The following is a 19,810-nucleotide window of genomic DNA, read 5'->3' as shown; positions in this document are numbered from 1 at the left end:
GAAAGAGAAGAGGGAATCACATGTCCGGTCGTACCGAGGAAGAACTTCCCGTCGTCAATTCCTACACCGAGTGGGATCCGCTGGAGGAGGTCGTCGTCGGCAGCCTCGACGGAGGCGTGTTCCCGACCTGGCAGGAGTCGATGGGACCGACCCTGCCGCACGACTCCGTACGGCTGTTCAAGGAGCGGGGCGGCACACCCCTGCCCGCCGAGCACGCGGCCGCCGCCGAGGAGGAGCTGAACGCGTTCGCCGCGGTGCTCCAGCAGCGCGGCATCACCGTGGTGCGCCCCGAACCCGCCGACCACACACGGACGTTCGGCGCGCCCGAGTGGCAGAGCGGCGGCAACTCCTCGGGCATGCCGCGCGACCTGCTGATCGTCGTCGGGGACACCATCGTCGAGACACCGATGTCGTGGCGCTGCCGCAAGCACGAGGTGGACGCCTTCCGCGGGCTGATCAAGTCGTACTTCCGGCGCGGCGGCGGCTGGCTCGCCGCTCCCCAACCGGAGCTGAGGGATCCGCTGTTCGACGGGGACTTCGACGCGCAGACCCAGACGGGCTGGGCGATCTCGGACTACGAGCCGGTCTTCGACGCCGCCGACTTCATGCGGTTCGGCGACGACCTGGTGGTCCAGCGCAGCCACGTGACCAACGAGTTCGGCATCGCGTGGATGCGCCGTGCGCTGGGCTCCCGCTTCCGGGTGCACGAGGTGCCGGTCAACGACCCGCACGCCATGCACATCGACGCGACGATGGTGCCGCTGGCCCCCGGCAAACTGCTGGTCAACCCCGACCGGTACGTACCGCACCCGCTGTTCGCGGACTGGGAGATCCTGGAGGCGCCGAAGCCGGCGCTGGGCCCGGACTGGCCGATGTACTTCTGCAGCCCCTGGCTGAGCATGAACGTCCTCTCGCTCGACGAGCGGACCGTCGTCGTCGAACGCCAGGAACAGCCGCTGCTGGACGCGCTCACCGACTGGGGCTTCACCTGCGTGCCCGTGGACTTCCGGCACGTCTACAGCTTCGGCGGCTCCTTCCACTGCGCCACGCTGGACGTCCGGCGCCGCGGCCGGGGCGGCACGTACCTGAACGGCACCATATGAGCGGCGCCGACGTGGTGCCCGCGGATCGGGGCACCCACCGCGAACTGCTGCGCGACCGGCTCCGCGCCCGGGGCGTGGACGTGCGCCCGATACCCAGGCTCACCGACGCCGCACCCGCCGACCTGGCGTGGGCGATCGCCCAGGCGCGCAGCCCGATGCTCTTCGCCGGGCTGACCGACGCGTGGCCGGCCCGGCAGAACTGGACACCGGACAGGCTCGCCGCGGCGCACGGCGACACGCGGGTCACCGCGCTGATGGGGCTGCCGACCAGCGGCGTGCTCTACCCCGGCGACCAGCACGACTACGAGCGAGAGCTGACGTTCGGCGAGTTCCTGGCGGCGATGCTCGAACCGGGGCCGCCCTGCTACCTCGCCCACGTACGCATCGAGGAGATCCTGCCGCCCGAGGACCACGACTTCCGGGCACTGCTGAGCCCGGACCAGGAAGCCGTGGACACCCGTGCCTGGATCGGCTCGGCCGGCACCCGCTCCATGCTCCACTCCGACCTGAACGACAACCTCTTCGTGCAGATCTGGGGCGAGAAGGAAGTCGTGCTCATTCCCTGGGACCAGACGCCCGCCGTCTACCCGTTCCCCGACAACCTCGTCAACAGCAGTCTCGACCTGGCCGACGCGGACCTCGCCAGGAACCCCCTGCTGAAGGACGCGACGCTGTACGGGACGGTGGTGCGCCCCGGAGACGTGCTGTTCGTCCCGCGCGGCTGCTGGCACGACTTCCGGGCGCTCGCGCCGTCGGTCTCCGTGAACCACTGGTTCGGGCCGCCGATGCCGTTCCCGGAGTACGCGAAGGTGCTCCTCAAGCTCGGCCCCACGCACTGGGCCGCCGCCGCACGCGATTTCGTGAAGCACGGCGTGCTGGAGCAGCCGGAGCCGATGAAGTTCTTCTTCAGCCCGTCCACCACCGGCAAGCGGCTGTACGACCTGGTACGGCGCGGCGACTTCTCGCACGGCAACTCGAACATCACGTAGCCCACGCGCACCACAGAGCACATGCGCGTGGCGCACACGCCTCACCGAGCACACACGCGCAGCGCGCACGCTTCACCGCGCGCACGCACCACGTCACGCACGCATCACGTCACGCACGCGGCAACGCACACCACCTGCAGCGATCCGGCGGCACAGGCGAGGGGACCGGGTAACCCATGCACGGCAATCTCATCACCACCCTGCACGAGCACGCTCAGCGGCAGGGCCCGGCGCGCGCGCTCGCGTTCGCACCGGAGCCCGGCCTCGGCAGCCCCCGCGCACTCACCTACGGAGAACTGGCCCAGGGAGTCTCGGCCACGGCCGGCGCCCTGCGGGAGAGGCTGGACCCGGGGGAGCGGCTGCTGCTGTTGCTGCCGCCCACCGCCGAGTTCGCCTTCGTGTTCCTGGGCTGCCTCCAGGCGGGCGTCGTCGCGGTGCCGCTGTCGCTGCCCGCCAACGAGTCGGGGCTGGAGCGGGTCGCCTCCGTGGCACGGGACAGCGGAGCCCGCGCGGTGGTGTCCGTCGCGCCGCTGCGGGAACTGCTCGCCGCCACCGCGCTCGGCGCGCTGAACCTGCCCTGGATCGACGCGGAGACACTGGCGGACACCGGCGCCCCGGCGCCCCCGCTCTCCGGCATCCGCTCCGACGGCGTGGCGTTCCTCCAGTACACCTCCGGATCGACCCGGGCGCCCCGGGGCGTCGTCGTCACGCACGGCAACCTCATGGACAACGAGGCCGCGATCAACCGGGCGTTCGGCGTGCGGCCGGACTCGACAGTGGTGAGCTGGCTGCCGCTGCACCACGACATGGGCCTCATCGGCGGCCTGCTGCAACCGCTCTACGCCGGGGCACGGGCGGTGATCCTCGACCCGCTGACCTTCCTGCGCAGACCGGTGTCGTGGCTGGAGACGATCTCGGCGGAGCGGGCGGACGTCAGCGGCGGCCCGAACTTCGCCTACGACCTGTGCGTCCGCAAGTCGACCGAGGAGGAACGCGCGGGCCTGGACCTGAGCACCTGGCGGGTGGCCTTCAACGGCGCGGCCCCGGTACTGCCCGAGACCCTGCGGGCGTTCACCCGCACCTTCGCCGCCAGCGGGTTCCGGGCCGAGGCGCACACTCCGTGCTACGGGCTCGCCGAGGCGACCCTGCTGGTGGCGAGCGCGGAGGCGGGGGAGCCGAGCCGCAGCCGCTCCTTCGACGTGGCGTCGCTTGAAGCAGGCAGCGCCGTACCGGCCTCGGACCGCGCGGTGCGGGAACTGGTCTCCTACCGGCTGCCCGACCACGCCGCCCTGCGCGTCGTCGACCCGGACACCGCGGAGCCGGTGGCCGACGGCCGCACCGGGGAGATCTGCGTGGCCGGCGACAGCAACGGCGCGGGCTACTGGGCGGACCCGGAGTCGGGCCGCGGCACCTTCGGCCTCCCCCTGGCGGGCAGGCCGTTCCTGCGCACCGGCGACCTCGGGTTCGTCCTCGACGGACGGCTGTACGTCACCGGACGCCTCAAGGACCTGGTGATCTTCCGCGGCCGGAACCTGCACCCGGAGGACATGGAGGCCGACGTGGCCGCCGCGCACCCAGCGCTGCGGCCGGGCTGCGGCGCCGTCTTCGGCACGGACGACGACGACGCGCTGGTGGCCGTCCAGGAAGTACGCGCGGGAACGCCCGAGGAGCAGTACCCGCACCTGATCCGGCGCATCCGTGGCGCACTGGCACGGAACTACGGCGTCCGCGCGCACACCGTCGTCCTCGCGCCACCCGGCGCGATCACCAAGACCTCCAGCGGCAAGGTGCAGCGGTTCGCCGCGAAACAGCGGTTCCTCAGCGGCGCACTGCCGCACCTGGCGCGCTCGGACCCGGACGCCGGCACCGGCTCCTCACTGGCCGGGAAGGTCGCCGAGGCGAGCGGCGGCGGGTTCGGCGCTGCGCACCGCCGGGCGCGGGCCGACTGGCTGGCCGAGGCGCTCGCCGCCCACCTGCGCGACCTGCTGGGCACCGACACGGACGTACGCGACGCGCCTGCCTCCCTGGGTGTCGAATCGCTGGTCGCGGTGCGCCTCCAGCACGAGATCGAGGACCTGCTCGGGGTGCGGCTGTCGGCCAGCGCCGTACTGCGCGCCCCGTCGCTGGGCGCGCTCGCCCGCACCGCGCTGGACGCCCCCGCCCACACCGCCGCGGCCACCGCGGCCGGGCAGCCGCGCCTCACCGAGAACCAGCGCGCACTGTGGTTCATCCAGCGCACCGCCCCGCACAGCCACGCCTACAACATCACCCGTGCCTTCACCCTCACCGCGGACGTCGGCCGACTGACCCGCGCACTCAACGCCGTCGTCGCCCGGTACGCCTCCCTGCGGCTGAGGGTCCGCGACGTCGAGGGGGCCCCGGTCGCCGAGGTGCGCCTCGAAGCGGCGGTCGTCCCCGACGTCGTGGACGCGGCGGACTGGACCGGGGCCGAGGTCCAGCGGTGGACGGCCCGGCTGGCGACCACGCCGTTCGACCTCGAACACGACTGGCTGGTACGGGCCGCGATCCTGCTGCGCGGCGACACACAGATCCTGGTGCTGTCCCTGCACCACCTCGTCTGCGACGTCTCCTCGCTGTCGGTGCTGCTGGCCGCGCTCACCGAGGAGTACGCACACGACTCCCACCCGCGGGACACCCCCGCACCGGCCGCCCCCTACAGCGCGCTGCCGGTCGAGCTGGAGGCCGCCGCGCTCGCCCGCGCCGACGCGCTGCACGCGTTCTGGGATGCGGAACTCGACGGCGAACTGCCCGTCCTGGCCCTCCCGTCGGCGACCCACCGCCGGGGCTGGGCGGGGACGACCCTGCCGTTCCGGGTGCCCGCCGACGTGGCGCGGCGGCTCACCGCCTTCGCCCGCCGGGAGGGCCTCACCTCGCACAACGTGCTGCTGGCGACGTTCCAGGCACTGCTGCACCGGATGTCGGGCCGGACCGACCTGGTGGTGGGGGTGCCGGTCGCGGGCCGCACCGATCAGCAACTCGCCGCGCACGTCGGCTACTTGGTGAACACCCTGCCGATCCGCTCCACCTGGCGGCGCGAGGACTTCGGTGCGTTCGCCCACGCCACCCAGCGGCGCGTGCTGGACGCACTGGACCACCAGGAGCTGCCGTTCCCGCTGCTGGCCGGGCGTCTGAACACCGACCGGGGGACCGGCGCACCGCCGGTCTTCCAGGCGATGTTCAGCCACTACACCCGGGCGCTGCCCGGCGGCGCCGAAGCCGCCGGACTCGTGCTCGGCGACCCGTCGGCCGCGCTGCCCCTCGGGGACGGGGAACTCCGCGCCCACCCGGTGCCCGACCCCTCCGCCCAGACCGACATCGCGCTGAACGTCGCGGAACTCGGCGACGGGCTGGAGTGCGGACTCCAGTACGACAGCGCACTGCTGCCCCGGGCACAGGCCCAGCAGTTCGTCGCCTCGTACCTGGCGATGCTGACGGCCCTGGCCGACGACCCCACCGCCGACGTGACACGGCTGCCGCTGCTGGACGCCGACGGCCTGCGCGAGGTGCTCGCGCGCGGCACCGGCCGCACGGTGCCCCGCGAGGACCACTACCTGCGGGCCTTCCAGCGGCACGTCCGCGCCGCACCCGACGCGGTGGCCGTCGACGACGGCACCACCACGCTGACCTGGGCCGAACTCGAACGCCGCGCCAACCACGTGGCCGAGGTGCTGGTCGAGGCGGGCGTGGGCCCGGACAGCCACGTGGTGGTGTGCGCCGAGCGCACCGCCGGTTACGTCGCCGTCGTGCTCGGCATCCACCAGGCGTCGGGCTGCTACGTGCCCGTCTCGCCCTCCGAGGCACCCGTGCGCGCGGCCCGCATGGTCGGCGCGCTCGACGCCGCCGTCGCGATCACCGACGCCCGCGGCAGCGCGCTGGTGGGCCACGGCGCGGTACAGGTGCTCGACATGGCCGAACTGCTGCGCGGCGAGGCCGCGCAGGGCCCGGCGCTCCGGGCGCGTGCCGGCCACGGCGCGTACATCATCCACACCTCGGGCTCCACCGGTGTGCCCAAGCCCGCCGTCGTCACCGTCCGGGGCCTCACCAACCACCTGTGGCAGATGGTCGAGCACTTCGGTCTCGGCCGGCACTTCGGTCTCGGCCGGGAGGACTGCGTCGGCCAGACGGCTCCGGCGTCCTTCGACATCTCCGTGTGGCAGCTCCTCACCGGGGCGGTCGCGGGGGCGCGGACCAGGATCGCCGACGGCGCGTCCCCGGCCCGGCTGGCGGAAGCCGTCGCCGACGGCGGCATCACCGTCCTGCAGACCGTGCCCATGACGATCGCGGCCCTCCTGGACGAAGGCCTGCACCGCGGCCCCCACCGGCTGCGCGCGGTCGTCTCCACGGGGGAGGAACTGACCCGGGACATCGCGCGCCGCTGGCACACCGCGTGCCCGTCCGTCGCCCTGTTCAACGCCTACGGTCCCGCCGAGTGCGCCGACGACGTGACCATCGGCACGGTCGTCCCGCAGGACGACGGCACCCGCCCGGTGCCGATCGGGGCGCCACTGCCGAACACCTCGGTACACGTGCTGGACGCCGCCCTGGCCGCCGTCCCGTCCGGCGTCACCGGAGAACTGTGCGTGGGCGGCGATGGCGTCGGGCGCGGCTACCTGAACGACCCGCGCCGCACCGCGACCGCGTTCGTGCCCGACCCCTTCGGGGAGCCGGGCACCCGGCTGTACCGGACCGGCGACCTGGGCCGGCGCACCGCGGACGGCGAACTGGAGTACCTCGGCCGGGCCGACCGGCAGGTCGCGGTGCGCGGCCTGCGCATCGAACCGGGCGAGATCGAGGCAGCGCTGCGCGAACTGCCCGGCGTGGTGGACGCGGCGGCGAAGACCCACGAGACCCCCTACGGCGTCTCCCTGGTGGCGCACCTGGCCTATGCCCACGACCCCAACGTCACTGACGCGCCGTCAGTATCCCTGCAGAACAACGGGATCGAGGACGCCGGAACGGGGCGGGAACTGGACGCCGACGCGTACACCCGCATCCGTCTCGCGCTCGGCGACCGGCTGCCCCGCCACATGATCCCCTCGGTGTGCGTACGGTGGCCGAGCCTGCCCCGGAGCGCCAACGGCAAGGTCGACCACGCGGCACTGAGCTACCGCCCGACCGCGCCGCAGCAGGCCGCCGAGGTCCGCGAGGACCAGGTCGCCGCCGCCGTACGGGCCGCCTGGTGCGCGGTGCTGGAGCGCCCGGAGATCGGCTGGCGCGACAACTTCTTCCTGCTGGGCGGGCATTCGCTGCTCGCGCTGCAGATGCTCGACCAGGTCTCCCGTACCCTCGCGGTCGCACTCGACGTCGAGTCGGTCTTCGCGCACCCGTGCCTGGACGAGTTCGTCGAAGCGGTACGGCACGCGAGCCCGCGCGCCGGGACCTCGTTCGCCCCGACCGCCACGTCCGTGACCTATCCGGTGCCGGCGAGCGCCGCGCAGCAGCGGTTCTGGTTCCTGCGCGCACTCGACGACCGCAGCGCCGCCTACAACATGCCGGGCGTGCTGCGCTTCACCGGGGCACTCGACCCGGGGCGGCTGGAGCACAGCCTGCGGGCGGTGCTCGCCGCGCACCCCGTGCTGCTGGCCCGGTTCACCGAGGTGGACGGTGTGCCGCACTGGGAGCCCGCGCCGGCCGGGGAGTTCGAGCTGGCGCACGCCGATCTGCGCGGCGCGGTCGCGGAGTTCGGACCCGAGGCGGCGGAAGAGGTGATCGCACAGGAGGCGGCCACCGGGTTCGTCCTGCCCGGGGAACTCCCGTTCAGGGCGCTGCTCGTCCGGAGCGGGGCCGAGGAGTGGCAGCTGGCCGTCACCATCGACCACCTGGTGTGCGACGGCGGCTCCCTGCCCGTCTTCCTGCGGCAGCTGGCCGACCACTACAACGGACGGCCACCCGCCGCCGCCCCGTACACGTACGCGCACTACTGCGTGGACGAGCACGCCTGGCTGGCCTGGGCCGGGGGACTCGCGGACGAATGGCAGGGAGCGCTCCCCGCGCACCCGGTCACCGCGCCCGGTATCGCCGCCGACGGCACGCCCGGCGCAGAAGGGCCGGGCGCCTCCCCGGGCGCGCTCAGGCACTGGTTCGAGGTCGACGCGCGCACGGCCGAAGCCGTCCGGGACCGCGCGGGCAGGACCGGCACCACCCCCTTCATGGTCTTCGCGACCGCGCTCGCCACCCTGCTGGGCGACGGAGGGGCGGAACGGACGGCCGTCCTGGGCACCCTGATCGCGACCCGGGACCACCCGGCGCTCAGGGACGTCGTGGGACCGCTGCTCAACGTGTCGCTGCTGCCCGTCCCGCTCGGCCCGACGGACTCCTTCCACGACGCGCTCAAACACGTGCGGGACAGCTCGCTGCGCGCCTACCGGTCGCGCTACCTGCCCTTCCAGCAACTGGTGCGGGCGCTCGCGGAGGGGACGGACCCGGCGCACCCGCCGTTCGACGTCATGGTCGTGATGCAGCCGCCCGCCGAACCGACACCCGGCTTCGACGGCGTCACCACCGAACTCACCGAGATCGACAACGGCACCTCGCCGTACCCGCTCACGCTCGACATCGAACCCCGCGCGGACGGCTACCGCTGCTCGCTGCGGTACGCCGCCCACACCTACAGCGCACAGGGGATCGCGCGGCTGGCCGAGCGCTGTCTGCGGGCGCTGGCCACCTGCGCGACGAGTCCGGAAGAAGCCATCGAGGGGGAGCGATGACCGCACACGAGCAGCCCGCACACGAGACAACCGCGCACGATGTGATCCGGCGCCTGGACTACCGGGGTGTGAGCCTGCGCCTGGAGGACGGCCGGATCAAGTTCCGGTCGGCGCACGGCGACGTCGCGCCCGAACTGCTCGCGGAGATGAAGGCGCACCGCGACGCACTGAGGAACCTGCTGGCCGCACGGACCGAGTCCCCCTGGCCACCCGCCCCGAGCGGCGACAGCGGCGAACTGACCTGGGGCCAGCGCGGCCTGTGGGCATCCGGCCAACTGGCCGACGAACCAGGCGTCCACCACATCTGCGGCGCGGTCCGGCTGCGCGGCCCGCTCGACGTCGCCGCACTGGAATCGGCCCTCGACGGGGCCCGCGCCGCGCACCCCTCGCTGCGGACGGTCTTCCCGGCCGCCCACGGAACGCCCCGGCAGGAGGTGCTGCCGCACACGGCGCGACCCCTCGCGGTGGAGGACGTCACCGCCGACGACCGGCCGCGCCGGTGCGCCGAACTGGCGGCGGCCCCCTTCGCGCTCGACACCGAACCACCCCTGCGCGTCGCGCTGTTGAGGTCGGCGCCCGACGACCACGTGCTCTTCTTCGCCGTGCACCACCTGATCGCCGACGGCGAGTCCGTGCGGGTGCTCGTCGACGACCTGGCACACCGCTACAACGGGCGCACCCCGCCCGTCGGCCGCTTCGGCATGGTGGACTACGCCGCCTGGCAGCACGCCCGGGTGCGCGACGCGGACCACGGTGCCGCCCGGCGCTTCTGGCGCGACCGGCTCGCCGACCCGGGAGCCGGACTGCTGCCGCTCCCGCGGCCCGCGACCGGACAGGGCGGCGGTGCGCACACGGTGCGGGTCGACGCCCCGACCACGGCCGCGCTCCGCACGCTCGCCCAGGAGTGCCGGGCACGCCCCTTCACCGTCCTGTCGGCCGCGGTGTCCGTCCTGCTGGCACAGGTGGCCGACCGCCGCGAACTCGTCGTCGGCACCCCCGTCGCCCAGCGCGACCGGGCGGGCCTCGACACCCTGATCGGACACCTCGTCGCCATGGTCCCGGTCCGGGTGGACCTCACCGGCCGCCCCGCGTTCCGCGACCTGGTCGCCCGCGTGCGGTCGGCGGTGCTCGCCGCCGTCGACCACGCCGGGCTGCCCGTCGAGGTGGTACGCGACGAACTCGGCGTCCGGCCCGTGACCCGGGACGGCGGCCTGTTCAACGTCGTCGTCACCGACGTCGGCCCGGCCGTCCCCGCACCGCGCTTCGACGGCCTGCAGACGACGCTGCTCGACGTCGACCACAACAGCGCCAAGTACGACCTGAACTTCCTCGTCCAGGACGACGGCGACACCCTGTCGGTGACCGTCGAGTTCCACCGGCGGGCCGTCGCGGACGCCGACGCCGCCGCACTCGCCGGCCTGCTCGGCACGATCGTCCGCCTCGTCGTCGCGGACCCGGACCTGCCGCTCGCCGAACTGCCCCTGGGCGACGGCCACGCCTGGGGCGTGGGTGCCGCACCGGCCCGGGTGCCCGCCGCGGCCGACTCGCTCGCCGCCCGCCTCGCCCGGACGGCCGCCGAGCGCGGCGACGCCGACGCGCTCCGGCACATGGGCGACACCCTCTCCTACCGCGCGCTGGACGCGCGCACCGACGCCGTCGCCCGCGGACTGCGCGCACGGGGCGTGCGCGCCGGTGACGTCGTGGCGGTGCCGCTGCCGCGCGGCAGCGACCTCGTCGTGGCGATGCTCGGCGTGGTGCGCGCCGGAGCCGCGTACCTGGTGCTGGACGAGGCGTGGCCGCAGGCCAGGACCGACGCGGTCACCACGGACGCCGGTGCCCGCCTGCGGATCGACGCCGACACCCTGCGGGCACTGGCCGACGAGGGCGCGGACGCACCGCCGTGCCCGCCGGTGCCGCTGGACGCCGTCGCGTACGTCATCTACACGTCCGGCTCGACGGGCCGCCCCAAGGGCGTGCACGTCACGCACCGCAACGTGCTGAGCCTGCTGGACGGCACGGGCCCCGAGTTCGGTTTCGGCCCGCACGACACCTGGACGCTGTTCCACTCCTGCGCGTTCGACTTCTCCGTGTGGGAGGTGTTCGGCAGCCTCACCACGGGCGGCACCCTCGTCGTGGTGCCGCCGTGGGTGACCCGTGAGCCGGAGGCGTTCGCCCGGCTGTTGGAACGCGAGCGGGTGACCGTGCTGAACCTGACGCCGTCCGCGTTCTCCGTCCTCCTCCCGGTGGCCGCCGAACACCCCGGGCGGGTGCGCGACGTCCGCCTGGTGATCTTCGGCGGCGAGGCGTTCGACCAGGGGCTCGCCCCGCGCTGGTACGAGATCGCGGATGGCGAACTGGTCAACATGTACGGCATCACCGAGACCACGGTGCACGCCTCCTGGCAGCGGATCGCACCCGGCCGCGCCCCCGCCTGGCGGGACGGCGGCATCGGCGGGCCGCTGCCCGGTGGCGCCCTGTACCTCCTCGACCGGGACGGCCGCCCCTGCGCGGACCGCTGCGCCGGGGAGATCCACGTCGGCGGCCCCGGCGTCAGCAACGGCTACCCGGGCCTGCCGCGGCTCACCGCCGAACGCTTCGTGCCCGACCCGTTCAGCCCCGTCCCCGGCGCCCGCATGTACCGCTCCGGCGACCTCGGCCGCAGGCGCGGCAGCGCCCTGCACTACCTCGGACGCCGCGACGGACAGGTGCAACTGCACGGATTCCGCATCGAACTGGCCGAGGTCGAGAAGGCCCTCGCGGCACAGCCCGGCGTCGCGGCGGCGGGCTGTGCCGTGGCCGACGGGCGCCTCGTGGCCGCCGTGACCGCCGCCGATGGCCGGCAGCCGCAGGCCGCCGACGTGCGCCGCGAGGCCCGGCTGGCCCTGCCGCGCCACATGGTGCCCGCCACGGTGTCGGTCGTCGACGCCCTGCCCCTGACGGCCAACGGGAAACTGGACCGAGCCGCCATCGCCGCCCTGCGCCCCGCCCCGTCCCGCCGGGACGCCGTCGCGCCGGCCGGCCCCGCCGAGGAGGCGCTGGCCGAGGCGTACCGGGAGGCACTGGACGTCGACACCGTGTCGACGGCGGACGACTTCTTCGAGCGCGGCGGCGACTCCATGCGGGCGATCCGGCTGGTGGCACTGGCCCGCGAACGCGGCATCCACCTGAGCGTGCGCGACGTCTACACCACACCGGTCCTCGCCGAACTCGCCGCGGCCGGCGGCGCACCCCGGGAGCAGGTCCCGGCGCGCACCGCGCCGTTCGGCCTGCTGCCCGAGCGGGCCGCGAAGGCGTTCGGGGACTCCGTCGAGGACGCCTACCCGATGACCGCGCTCCAGACCGGCATGGTCTACCACAGCGAACTGGAGCCCGCCGCGGCCCAGTACCACATCATGCTGAGCTACACCCTGCGCGCGCCCATGGACCGCGCCCTGTTCCAGGAGGCGTTGGAGACCGTCGTCGGCGCGCACGCCGTGCTGCGCACCGGATTCGACCTCGGCCACCGCACCGCACCGATGCAGGTCGTGCACCGCACCGTCGCACCGCCCCTGCGCTACGAGAACGTCGAGCACCTCGACGCGGCCGGGCAGGCCGCCCACCTGGCAAAACTGCTGCGCGACGAGAGCAGCGACCCGATCGACCTCACGGCGGCCCCGCTCTACCGGTTCGTCGTCGTGGAGTTCTCGCCGGACAGCTTCCAACTGGTCTTCACCCACCACCACGCGATCCTCGACGGGTGGTCGGTCAACCTGCTCTTCGAGGAACTGGCCTCCCGTTACCTGGACCTGCTGGAAGGCCGGCCCGCCCGGCCGGTCGCCGTGCTGCGCAGCGCCTTCGCCGACTACGTGGCCCTCGAACGACAGGCCTGCGACGACCCGGCGATCCAGCGGTACTGGCGCGAGCGGACCACGCCCGAGTCCACCGGCCTCGCCGCGGAACGCACCGGGCCGCCGGACATGCGCCACCTCCCGGTGCCCCTGCCGCACGGCGTCGTCGACGACCTGCACACCGTCGCCGCCGAGGTCGCGGTGCCGCTGAAGTCGCTGCTGCTGGCCGTGCACATGAGGGTGCTCGCGTGGCTGTCCGGCCACCGGAGCGTGGTCACCGGACTCACCACGGCCTGCCGCCCCGAACAGCCCGACGCTGACCGGGTGCTGGGCCTGTTCCTGAACAACCTGCCGCTGCGCACCACCGTCGGCGGGCAGACCTGGGCCGAACTCGCCCACGACGTCCACGCGGCCGAACTGGAGTTGATGCGCCACCGCTGGTACCCGCACGCCGCCATCCAGCAGAGCTACGGCAGCCGCCCCCTGGTGGACACCGGCTTCAACTTCACCGACTTCCACGTCACGCACGACCTCGTGCGCTCCGGCCGGCTGGAGATCACCGGAATCACCGAACAGGAGTCGACGCACTACGCGTTCGGCGCCGACTTCACCGTCGACATGCGCACCGCACAGCTCAGGCTGTCCCTGGAGCACGACGCCTCCGTGGTGCCGGCCGCCACCATGGACCTCGCGGTCCGCGCCTACCGCAGCGCCCTGCTCGCCCTCCTCGCCCGGCCGCACTCCTCCTGCCGGGCCGCGAGCCTGCTCGGCGCCGACGAGGAGAGCCGACTGGTCGCCCGGGGCCGGGGCGCACGCACCCCGGCCACCGGCGCCACCGTCCCCGCCCTGTTCGCCGACCGGGTGCGGGAGAACCCGGCCAAGCACGCGGTCGAGACCGCCGACCGCACCTGGACCTACCGCGAACTGGCCCTGCGCACCGAGTCCTTCGCCCAGCGGCTCACCGCCCTCGGCGTCGGCGCGGGCGACACCGTCGGTGTGCTCCTGCATGCGAACGAGGACCAGGTCGCCGCGTTCCTCGCCACCCAGCACATCGGCGCCGTCTACGTGCCGCTCAACCCGGACGACGGTCGGCTGCACCACGCCCACGTCCTCGACGGCGCTTCGGTCCGCGCGGTCGTCTCGGCGGACAGGTTCCGCGACGCCCTGGCCTGGCTCGCCGGCCACGGCACGCCGCTGCTGGTCGCCGAGGACGTCCCCGACGAACCGTCCGAGGCCGTCCCGGTGACCGCCCTGCCCGCGCGGGCCCCCGCGTACATCGTGTACACCTCCGGCTCGACCGGGAACCGCAAGGGCGTGGTCGTCGGCCAGGACGCCCTCGTCAACCGGCTCCAGTGGGGCCGTGGCCACTTCCGCGCGGCCGAGGTCGACCGGACCCTGATGACCCGCAGCACCGGATTCGACGCGGCCATCATCGAGATGCTGGAAGCGATCGTGGCCGGCGGCACCCTCGTCGCCCTCCCCGACAACGGAGGCCGCGACGCCGACCTGGTGGCCGCCGCCGTGCGCGCCCACCGGATCACCTGCCTGCACGTGGCCCCCAGCCTGCTGCACGCCCTGCTCGACTCGCCGACCTGCGCCGCGGACCTCGCGACGCTCCGGCTGATCCAGTGCGCCGGCGACGTGCTGCCGCGCGCGCTCGCCAACAGGTTCCTGGAGACCTGCCCGGTACGGCTGGTGAACATCTACGGCCTCACCGAGACCGCCATCGACGCCACCGCCTGCGACGTGGCCCCCGGCGGCCGGGGCGACGTACCGATCGGCAGGCCCGTCGGCAACGTCGACCTGTTCGTCCTCGACGCCGACCTCAACCCGGTCCCCGACGGCGTGGCAGGCGACCTCTACATCGGCGGCGCCTGCGTCGCGCACGGCTACGGCGGCGAACCGGGCCTGACCGCCCGCAGGTTCGTACCCGACCCGTGGAGCGACAGCCCCGGCGGACGGCTGCACTGGACGGGCGACCGGGCGCGCCGGGACGCGGACGGCAACATCGCGTTCCTCGGCAGGCTCGACGGACAGCTGTCCATCGGCGGCGTCCGCGTCGACCCGAGCGAGATCGAGAGCCACGCCCGGCTGCACGCCAAGGTGGCCGAAGCGGCGGCCGTGGAGCGCCGGCACGCGGACGGCACGGCGACCCTCGTCCTGTTCGTCCTTCCCGCCGAGGGCGCCGAGCTGGACGGCCGGGAGATCCGCGACCACCTGCGCCCCCGGCTGCCGCGCTCGGCGCTGCCGCACCGCTGCGTGGTCCTGGACGCGTTCCCGGTGACCGCCGACGGCAAGACCGACCGGCGTGCGCTGGCCCGGCTGAGGACCGCCGACCAGGAATCCGCCGCCGCGGTGGCCCCGCGCACACCCCTGGAGCAGGCCGTCGCCGACGTCTGGACGCAGGTGCTCGGGCCGGGGCCGTTCGGTGTGGAGGACGACTTCTTCGAGGTGGGCGGCTCGTCGCTGACCGCCGTACGGGTGGTGAACCGGCTGCGCGCCCAGCACGGCAGCACGCTGCCCCTGGGGGAGTTCATGGACGCGCCGACCGTCGCGGCCACGGCACGCGCCCTCGCCCAGGCGCCCGGGGCGACACCGGCGGGGGCACCGCCGCCCGCACCGGCGGGCGCGCCGGCCGGAGCCGAGGAGCTCCCGCTGTCCCAGGCACAGCACCAGATGTGGCTGCTGGAGAGCAAACTGCCCGGACTGCCCCTGTTCGGCATGCCCGGCGCGGTGGAGATGCAGGGTCCGCTCGACGTGCCCGCCCTGGAGCGGACCTTCGCGGAACTGGTCCGCAGGCACGACGCGCTGCGCACCCGCGTCCGCGTCGACGGCGACGGCCGGCCCGTGCTCCGGGCCGAACCCGAGGTGCCGTTCGCCCTCGCACACGTGGACCTGCGGGAGCACCCCCACCCGGACGCCCGCTGCGAACGGCTCATCGCCAAGGCGGTCCGCGCCCCCTTCGACCTCGCCGTGGCACCACTGCTGCGGGCGACGGTGTACCGCCTGGCAGACGACCGGCACGTGCTCCTCCTCAACGTCCACCACCTCGTCTGCGACGGCTGGTCGCTCGCGGTGCTGTTCGACGAGGCGGGCCGGATCTACCGGAGCCTCACGGCAGATGAGGGCCTGCCGGAGCTGCCTGCCGCGCCGGGCAGTGGCCGGCTGGCACGGGAGCGGGAGAGCCGGCTGCTCGGCGAGGAGGCCGCGCGCCAGCGCGCGTACTGGCTGGAGACCCTGGCCGCACCGTGGGCACGGCTGGGCGGCAAGGGGACGAGCCGCCTCGCCCGGTTCGGCGAGGGCGGCGTCAAGGAGCGGCTGCGGTCGGCGAGCTGCCGGCTGCGCGTCGCGCCCGCCGACACCGCGCGCCTCGCACGGGCCGCCGCGCTGCACGGCACGACGGAGTTCGTCCTCGCGCTGAGCGCCTACGCGGCGACCCTGCGCGCGTGGAGCGACCAGGACGACATCCGGATCGCCACGATGCTCGCCAACCGGATGGGCCGCGCGGTGGAGGACGCCGTCGGCCTGTTCGTGAACACGGCGGTGCTGCGGCTGCACGTCGAGGAGAACGCCTCCCCGGCGGAGCTGGCCGCCCAGAGCCGCCGGGTGTGCGTGGCGGCGCAGCAGCACCAGGAGCTGCCGTTCGAGGAGGTGCTCGACGCGCTGGACGCCGCGTACCCGGACCGCATGCGGGTGGACCCCCTGTTCGAGGCGATGTTCGTGATGCAGGAGGAGTACCGGGAGGCCGATGAGGTCGGGGGCTTGAGGATGAGCCCCTACCGGCCGGACAGCGATCTGTTCTCCGGTGCGATCAGCGCCACCACCTGCGACCTGGTGCTCAACGCCGTACCGCAGGACGGCGAACTGGTACTGGAACTGCGGTACAAGCCGGCGACGCTCGGCCGTGCACAGGCACGGCGGCTGCTGGACGACATCGGCGCCGCCCTGTCGGCGACCGCGGAGTCACTCCTCCAGGAGGCACGATGAACACGGATCTGCCGACGGCGCACACCGGCCTGCTGACGGCGCGCACCGATCCGCCGGCGGCGGGCACCGACCTGCTGGCCGCGTTCCGCCGCGGGCTCGCACAGACCCCCGACGCGGTGGCCGTGACGGAGGACGCGGCGGTACGCAGCTACGCGGACCTCGACCGCGAATCGGCCCGGTACGCGGCGCAGCTGAAGGCGAGGGGCGTCGGTCCCGAGACCGTCGTCGCACTCGTCTCCGACCGCTGCGCACCGTACGTGGCCATGGTGCTCGGGGTGCTGCGGGCGGGCGCCGCCTTCGTCCCCGTAGAGCCGCACACACCCGCCCACCGGGCCCGCCAGATGTGCGAAACGGCGGGCGTGCGCCTGCTGTTCGTACGCCCCGGCCACGAGGAGTACGCGGCCGGACTGGGCCCGCAGGTGCTCACGGCGGCCGACCCGGAACCCCCGGGCGGGAGCGCGGCCGACGCCCCGCCCCCGGGCGCCCCGCACACCGTCAGGCACCCCGGCGGCCTGGCGTACGTCATCTTCACCTCCGGCTCCACCGGCGCGCCCAAGGGCGTCATGGTCGAGGACGCGGGGATGGACAACCACATCGCGGCCAAGGCCGCCGACCTCGCCCTCGGGCCCGCGGACGTCCTCGGGTTCACCGCGCCGCTGTCCTTCGACATCTCGGTGTGGCAGTGCCTCACCGGACTCACCCTCGGCGCGGCCGTCGCGGTCGCCTCGCCGCGCAACATCTCCGAACCCGCCGAGCTGGCCGCCTGGGTGCGGCGGCACGGGGTCACGGTCCTGGAGATCGTCCCGTCGTTCCTGTCCGTACTGGTCGACGAACTCGCCGCGAGCGCCCAACTGCGCGACTCGCTAGGCTCGTTGCGCTACCTGATCGCGACCGGCGAGGCGCTGCCCTCGCACGTCGCCCGCCGCTGGTACGCGCACTGCCCCAACATCCCCGTGGTCAACGCGTACGGCCCCACGGAGTGCTCGGACGACGTCACCCACCACTTCGTCACTGACGAGGAGTGCGCACGCGCACCCTTCCCGCCGATCGGCCGGGAGATCCTGCGCACCCGCATCCACCTGGTGGACGCCGACGGCCGGGCGGTCGAGCCGGGGGAGGAGGGCGAACTGCTGGTCGGCGGCACCGGCGTCGGCCGCGGCTACATCGCCGATCCGGTGCGCACCGCGCTCACGTTCGTGCCGGACCACCTCGGTGACGCCCCGGGCCGGCGGCTCTACCGCACCGGGGACCGGGGCGCCCGCAGGAGCGACGGGGCGATCGACTTCTTCGGCAGGCGCGACCGCCAGGTGAAGGTCCGCGGGCACCGGGTCGAGCTGGGCGACGTGGAGGCGCAGCTGCTCCGGGTGCCCGGGGTGGTCGCGGCGGCCTGCGTACTGTCCGGCGACCGGCTGCACGCGTTCGTCACGGGTCCCGGCGCCGCGCAGGGCGCGCGGGTGCACGAGGAGGTGCGCGCCCTCGCCCCCGGCTACCTGGTGCCGCACCAGGTGACCGTGCTGGAGCGGATGCCCACCAACACCTCCGGCAAGGCCGACCACCGGGCCCTGCGGGAACGCGCCGCGAACGCGGCCCCGCCCGCCGGACAGCCGGACCCGTTGCCGGACACCGTGCGGACGGGGGCCGCCGGAGCACGTCTGGAGGACGTGCGGGCGGTGGTCGCCGAGGCGCTCGGCGTGCCGTCCGTGGGCCCGGACGACGACTTCTTCCGGGCGGGCGGCGACTCGCTGCGCGCCATGACGCTGGTGTCCCGGGTACGCACACGGTTCGACGCCCCCGGCACACCGCTGCGGGCGTTCCTCGCCGACCCGACCCCGCGCGGACTGCACGCCGCGCTGCGCACGGCCGCACCGCACCCGTCCGCACTGACGCCCGGCGCCCTGTCCTCCGGGCAGGAGCGCCTGTGGTTCCTGGAACAGCTGCACAAGCGCAAGGCCCCGCAGCTCGTCCGGCTGGAGCTGACGCTGCGCGGCGACCTGGACCGGCGTGCCCTCCAGCACGCGCTGGACGCCGTCGTGCTCCGGCACGAACCGCTGCGCACCGTCTTCTCCCAGCAGCGCGGCGTCCCGGTGGGCACCGTGTGGGAGAAGGCGGCGGTGACCCTGGAGCACCTCGACGCCGCGGGCGGGACGCCCGCCGGCGCCGACGGCGGCGTGGACGCAGGCGAAGGACTCTCCTCGCGCACCGCCCGCCCGCCCCTGATGACAGCAGCCCTGCGGCGCACCGGCCCCGGCCTGCACGTACTCGCCCTGACGCTGCACCACCTCGTCGCGGACGGCTGGTCGCTCGTCGTACTGGGCCGGGAGATCGCTGAGTACTACCAGCGGTGGCGCGACGGCGACACCGAAGTACCGCTCCCGGCAACGACGTTCGGGCACTGCGTCGGCCAGGAGAAGCAGTGGCTGGAGGGCCCGGAGGCCGCCGAGGCCGAAAGCTACTGGACCGGACAGCTGGCCGGGGCCCGCCCGGTGCTCGACCTGCCGCTGGACCGGGAACGCCCCCGCTCCGCCGACTTCACCGCGCGGCACGTCGTGCACGAACTGACCGAGGCGCAGACCCGCGCCGTCGTCGCACTGGCACGCGACGTGCGGGCCACCCCCTTCATGGCGGTGATGGCCGCGTTCTGCCAGGTGCTGCGCGAGGCGAGCGGCGGCGACGACATCGTGATCGGCATGGACTCGGTGAACCGGTCCTGGCCCGGCAGCGAGGAACTGATCGGCACCTTCGTCAACCAGCTGCCGGTACGGTTCGCCGAGCCGGCAACATCCTTCCGCGACCTGCTGGAACTCGCCCGACGCCAGTGCCTGGGCGCCTACGCGCACGACCGGCTGCCGTTCCACCGCATCGTCGCCGCGGTGAACCCGCCGCGGCAGGCGGGGCGCTTCCCGCTCTTCCAGGTCAAGGTCACCCAGCAGAGCGCCTGGCGCACCGGGGTGACGCTCCCCGACATCGAGGTGACGCCCACGGACCTCGCCGAACCCGAGACCGACCTCGACCTGCTGCTCGACGTGTCGGGGGAGTCGGACCGGCTGCGGCTGGAACTGGTGTACCGGCCCCAGGTGACCGACGCGCGGACCGCGGACCGGTGGCTGACCGCGGTCGCCGACGTACTGCGCGGCGCGGCCGGCCGCCCGTGAACCCACCCCTTGCGGAAGGACCCG

5 protein-coding genes are annotated in these 19,810 nt (G+C 74.2%); all 5 read left to right on the top strand.

All coding sequences use genetic code 11. From position 1 onward, the window contains the following. The first annotated feature begins 20 nt into the window (after positions 1–20). The 5 genes from ACFYVL_RS33685 to ACFYVL_RS33665 all read left to right on the top strand — a co-directional run bounded on the left by ACFYVL_RS33685 (position 21) and on the right by ACFYVL_RS33665 (position 19,786). Entirely contained in the window at positions 21–1,103 is a 1,083-nt protein-coding gene (locus ACFYVL_RS33685) for an amidinotransferase (protein WP_389251712.1), read from the top strand. Further along, positions 1,100–2,092, top strand: coding sequence for a cupin-like domain-containing protein (locus ACFYVL_RS33680; RefSeq protein ID WP_389251710.1), 993 nt, complete (start codon positions 1,100–1,102; stop codon positions 2,090–2,092). Before ACFYVL_RS33685 ends, ACFYVL_RS33680 begins: the two co-directional genes overlap by 4 nt. A gap of 176 nt (positions 2,093–2,268) precedes the next feature. Beyond that, positions 2,269–8,820, top strand: coding sequence for an amino acid adenylation domain-containing protein (locus ACFYVL_RS33675; protein ID WP_389251708.1), 6,552 nt, complete (start codon positions 2,269–2,271; stop codon positions 8,818–8,820). Further along, positions 8,817–16,634 carry an amino acid adenylation domain-containing protein gene (locus ACFYVL_RS33670; protein ID WP_389251707.1) on the top strand — a complete coding sequence of 2,606 codons (7,818 nt, stop codon included), beginning with the start codon at positions 8,817–8,819 and terminating at the stop codon, positions 16,632–16,634. Before ACFYVL_RS33675 ends, ACFYVL_RS33670 begins: the two co-directional genes overlap by 4 nt. Continuing rightward, positions 16,631–19,786: an amino acid adenylation domain-containing protein gene (locus ACFYVL_RS33665; RefSeq protein ID WP_389251706.1), complete on the top strand. Its 3,156-nt coding sequence runs from the start codon at positions 16,631–16,633 to the stop codon at positions 19,784–19,786. The genes ACFYVL_RS33670 and ACFYVL_RS33665 overlap by 4 nt, the downstream gene beginning before the upstream one ends. The last annotated feature ends 24 nt before the right edge of the window (positions 19,787–19,810 follow it).

This window comes from Streptomyces sp. NPDC004111 (assembly GCF_042874215.1).
Lineage (GTDB): Bacteria > Actinomycetota > Actinomycetes > Streptomycetales > Streptomycetaceae > Streptomyces.
This window is presented reverse-complemented; position numbering and strand designations above follow the sequence as displayed.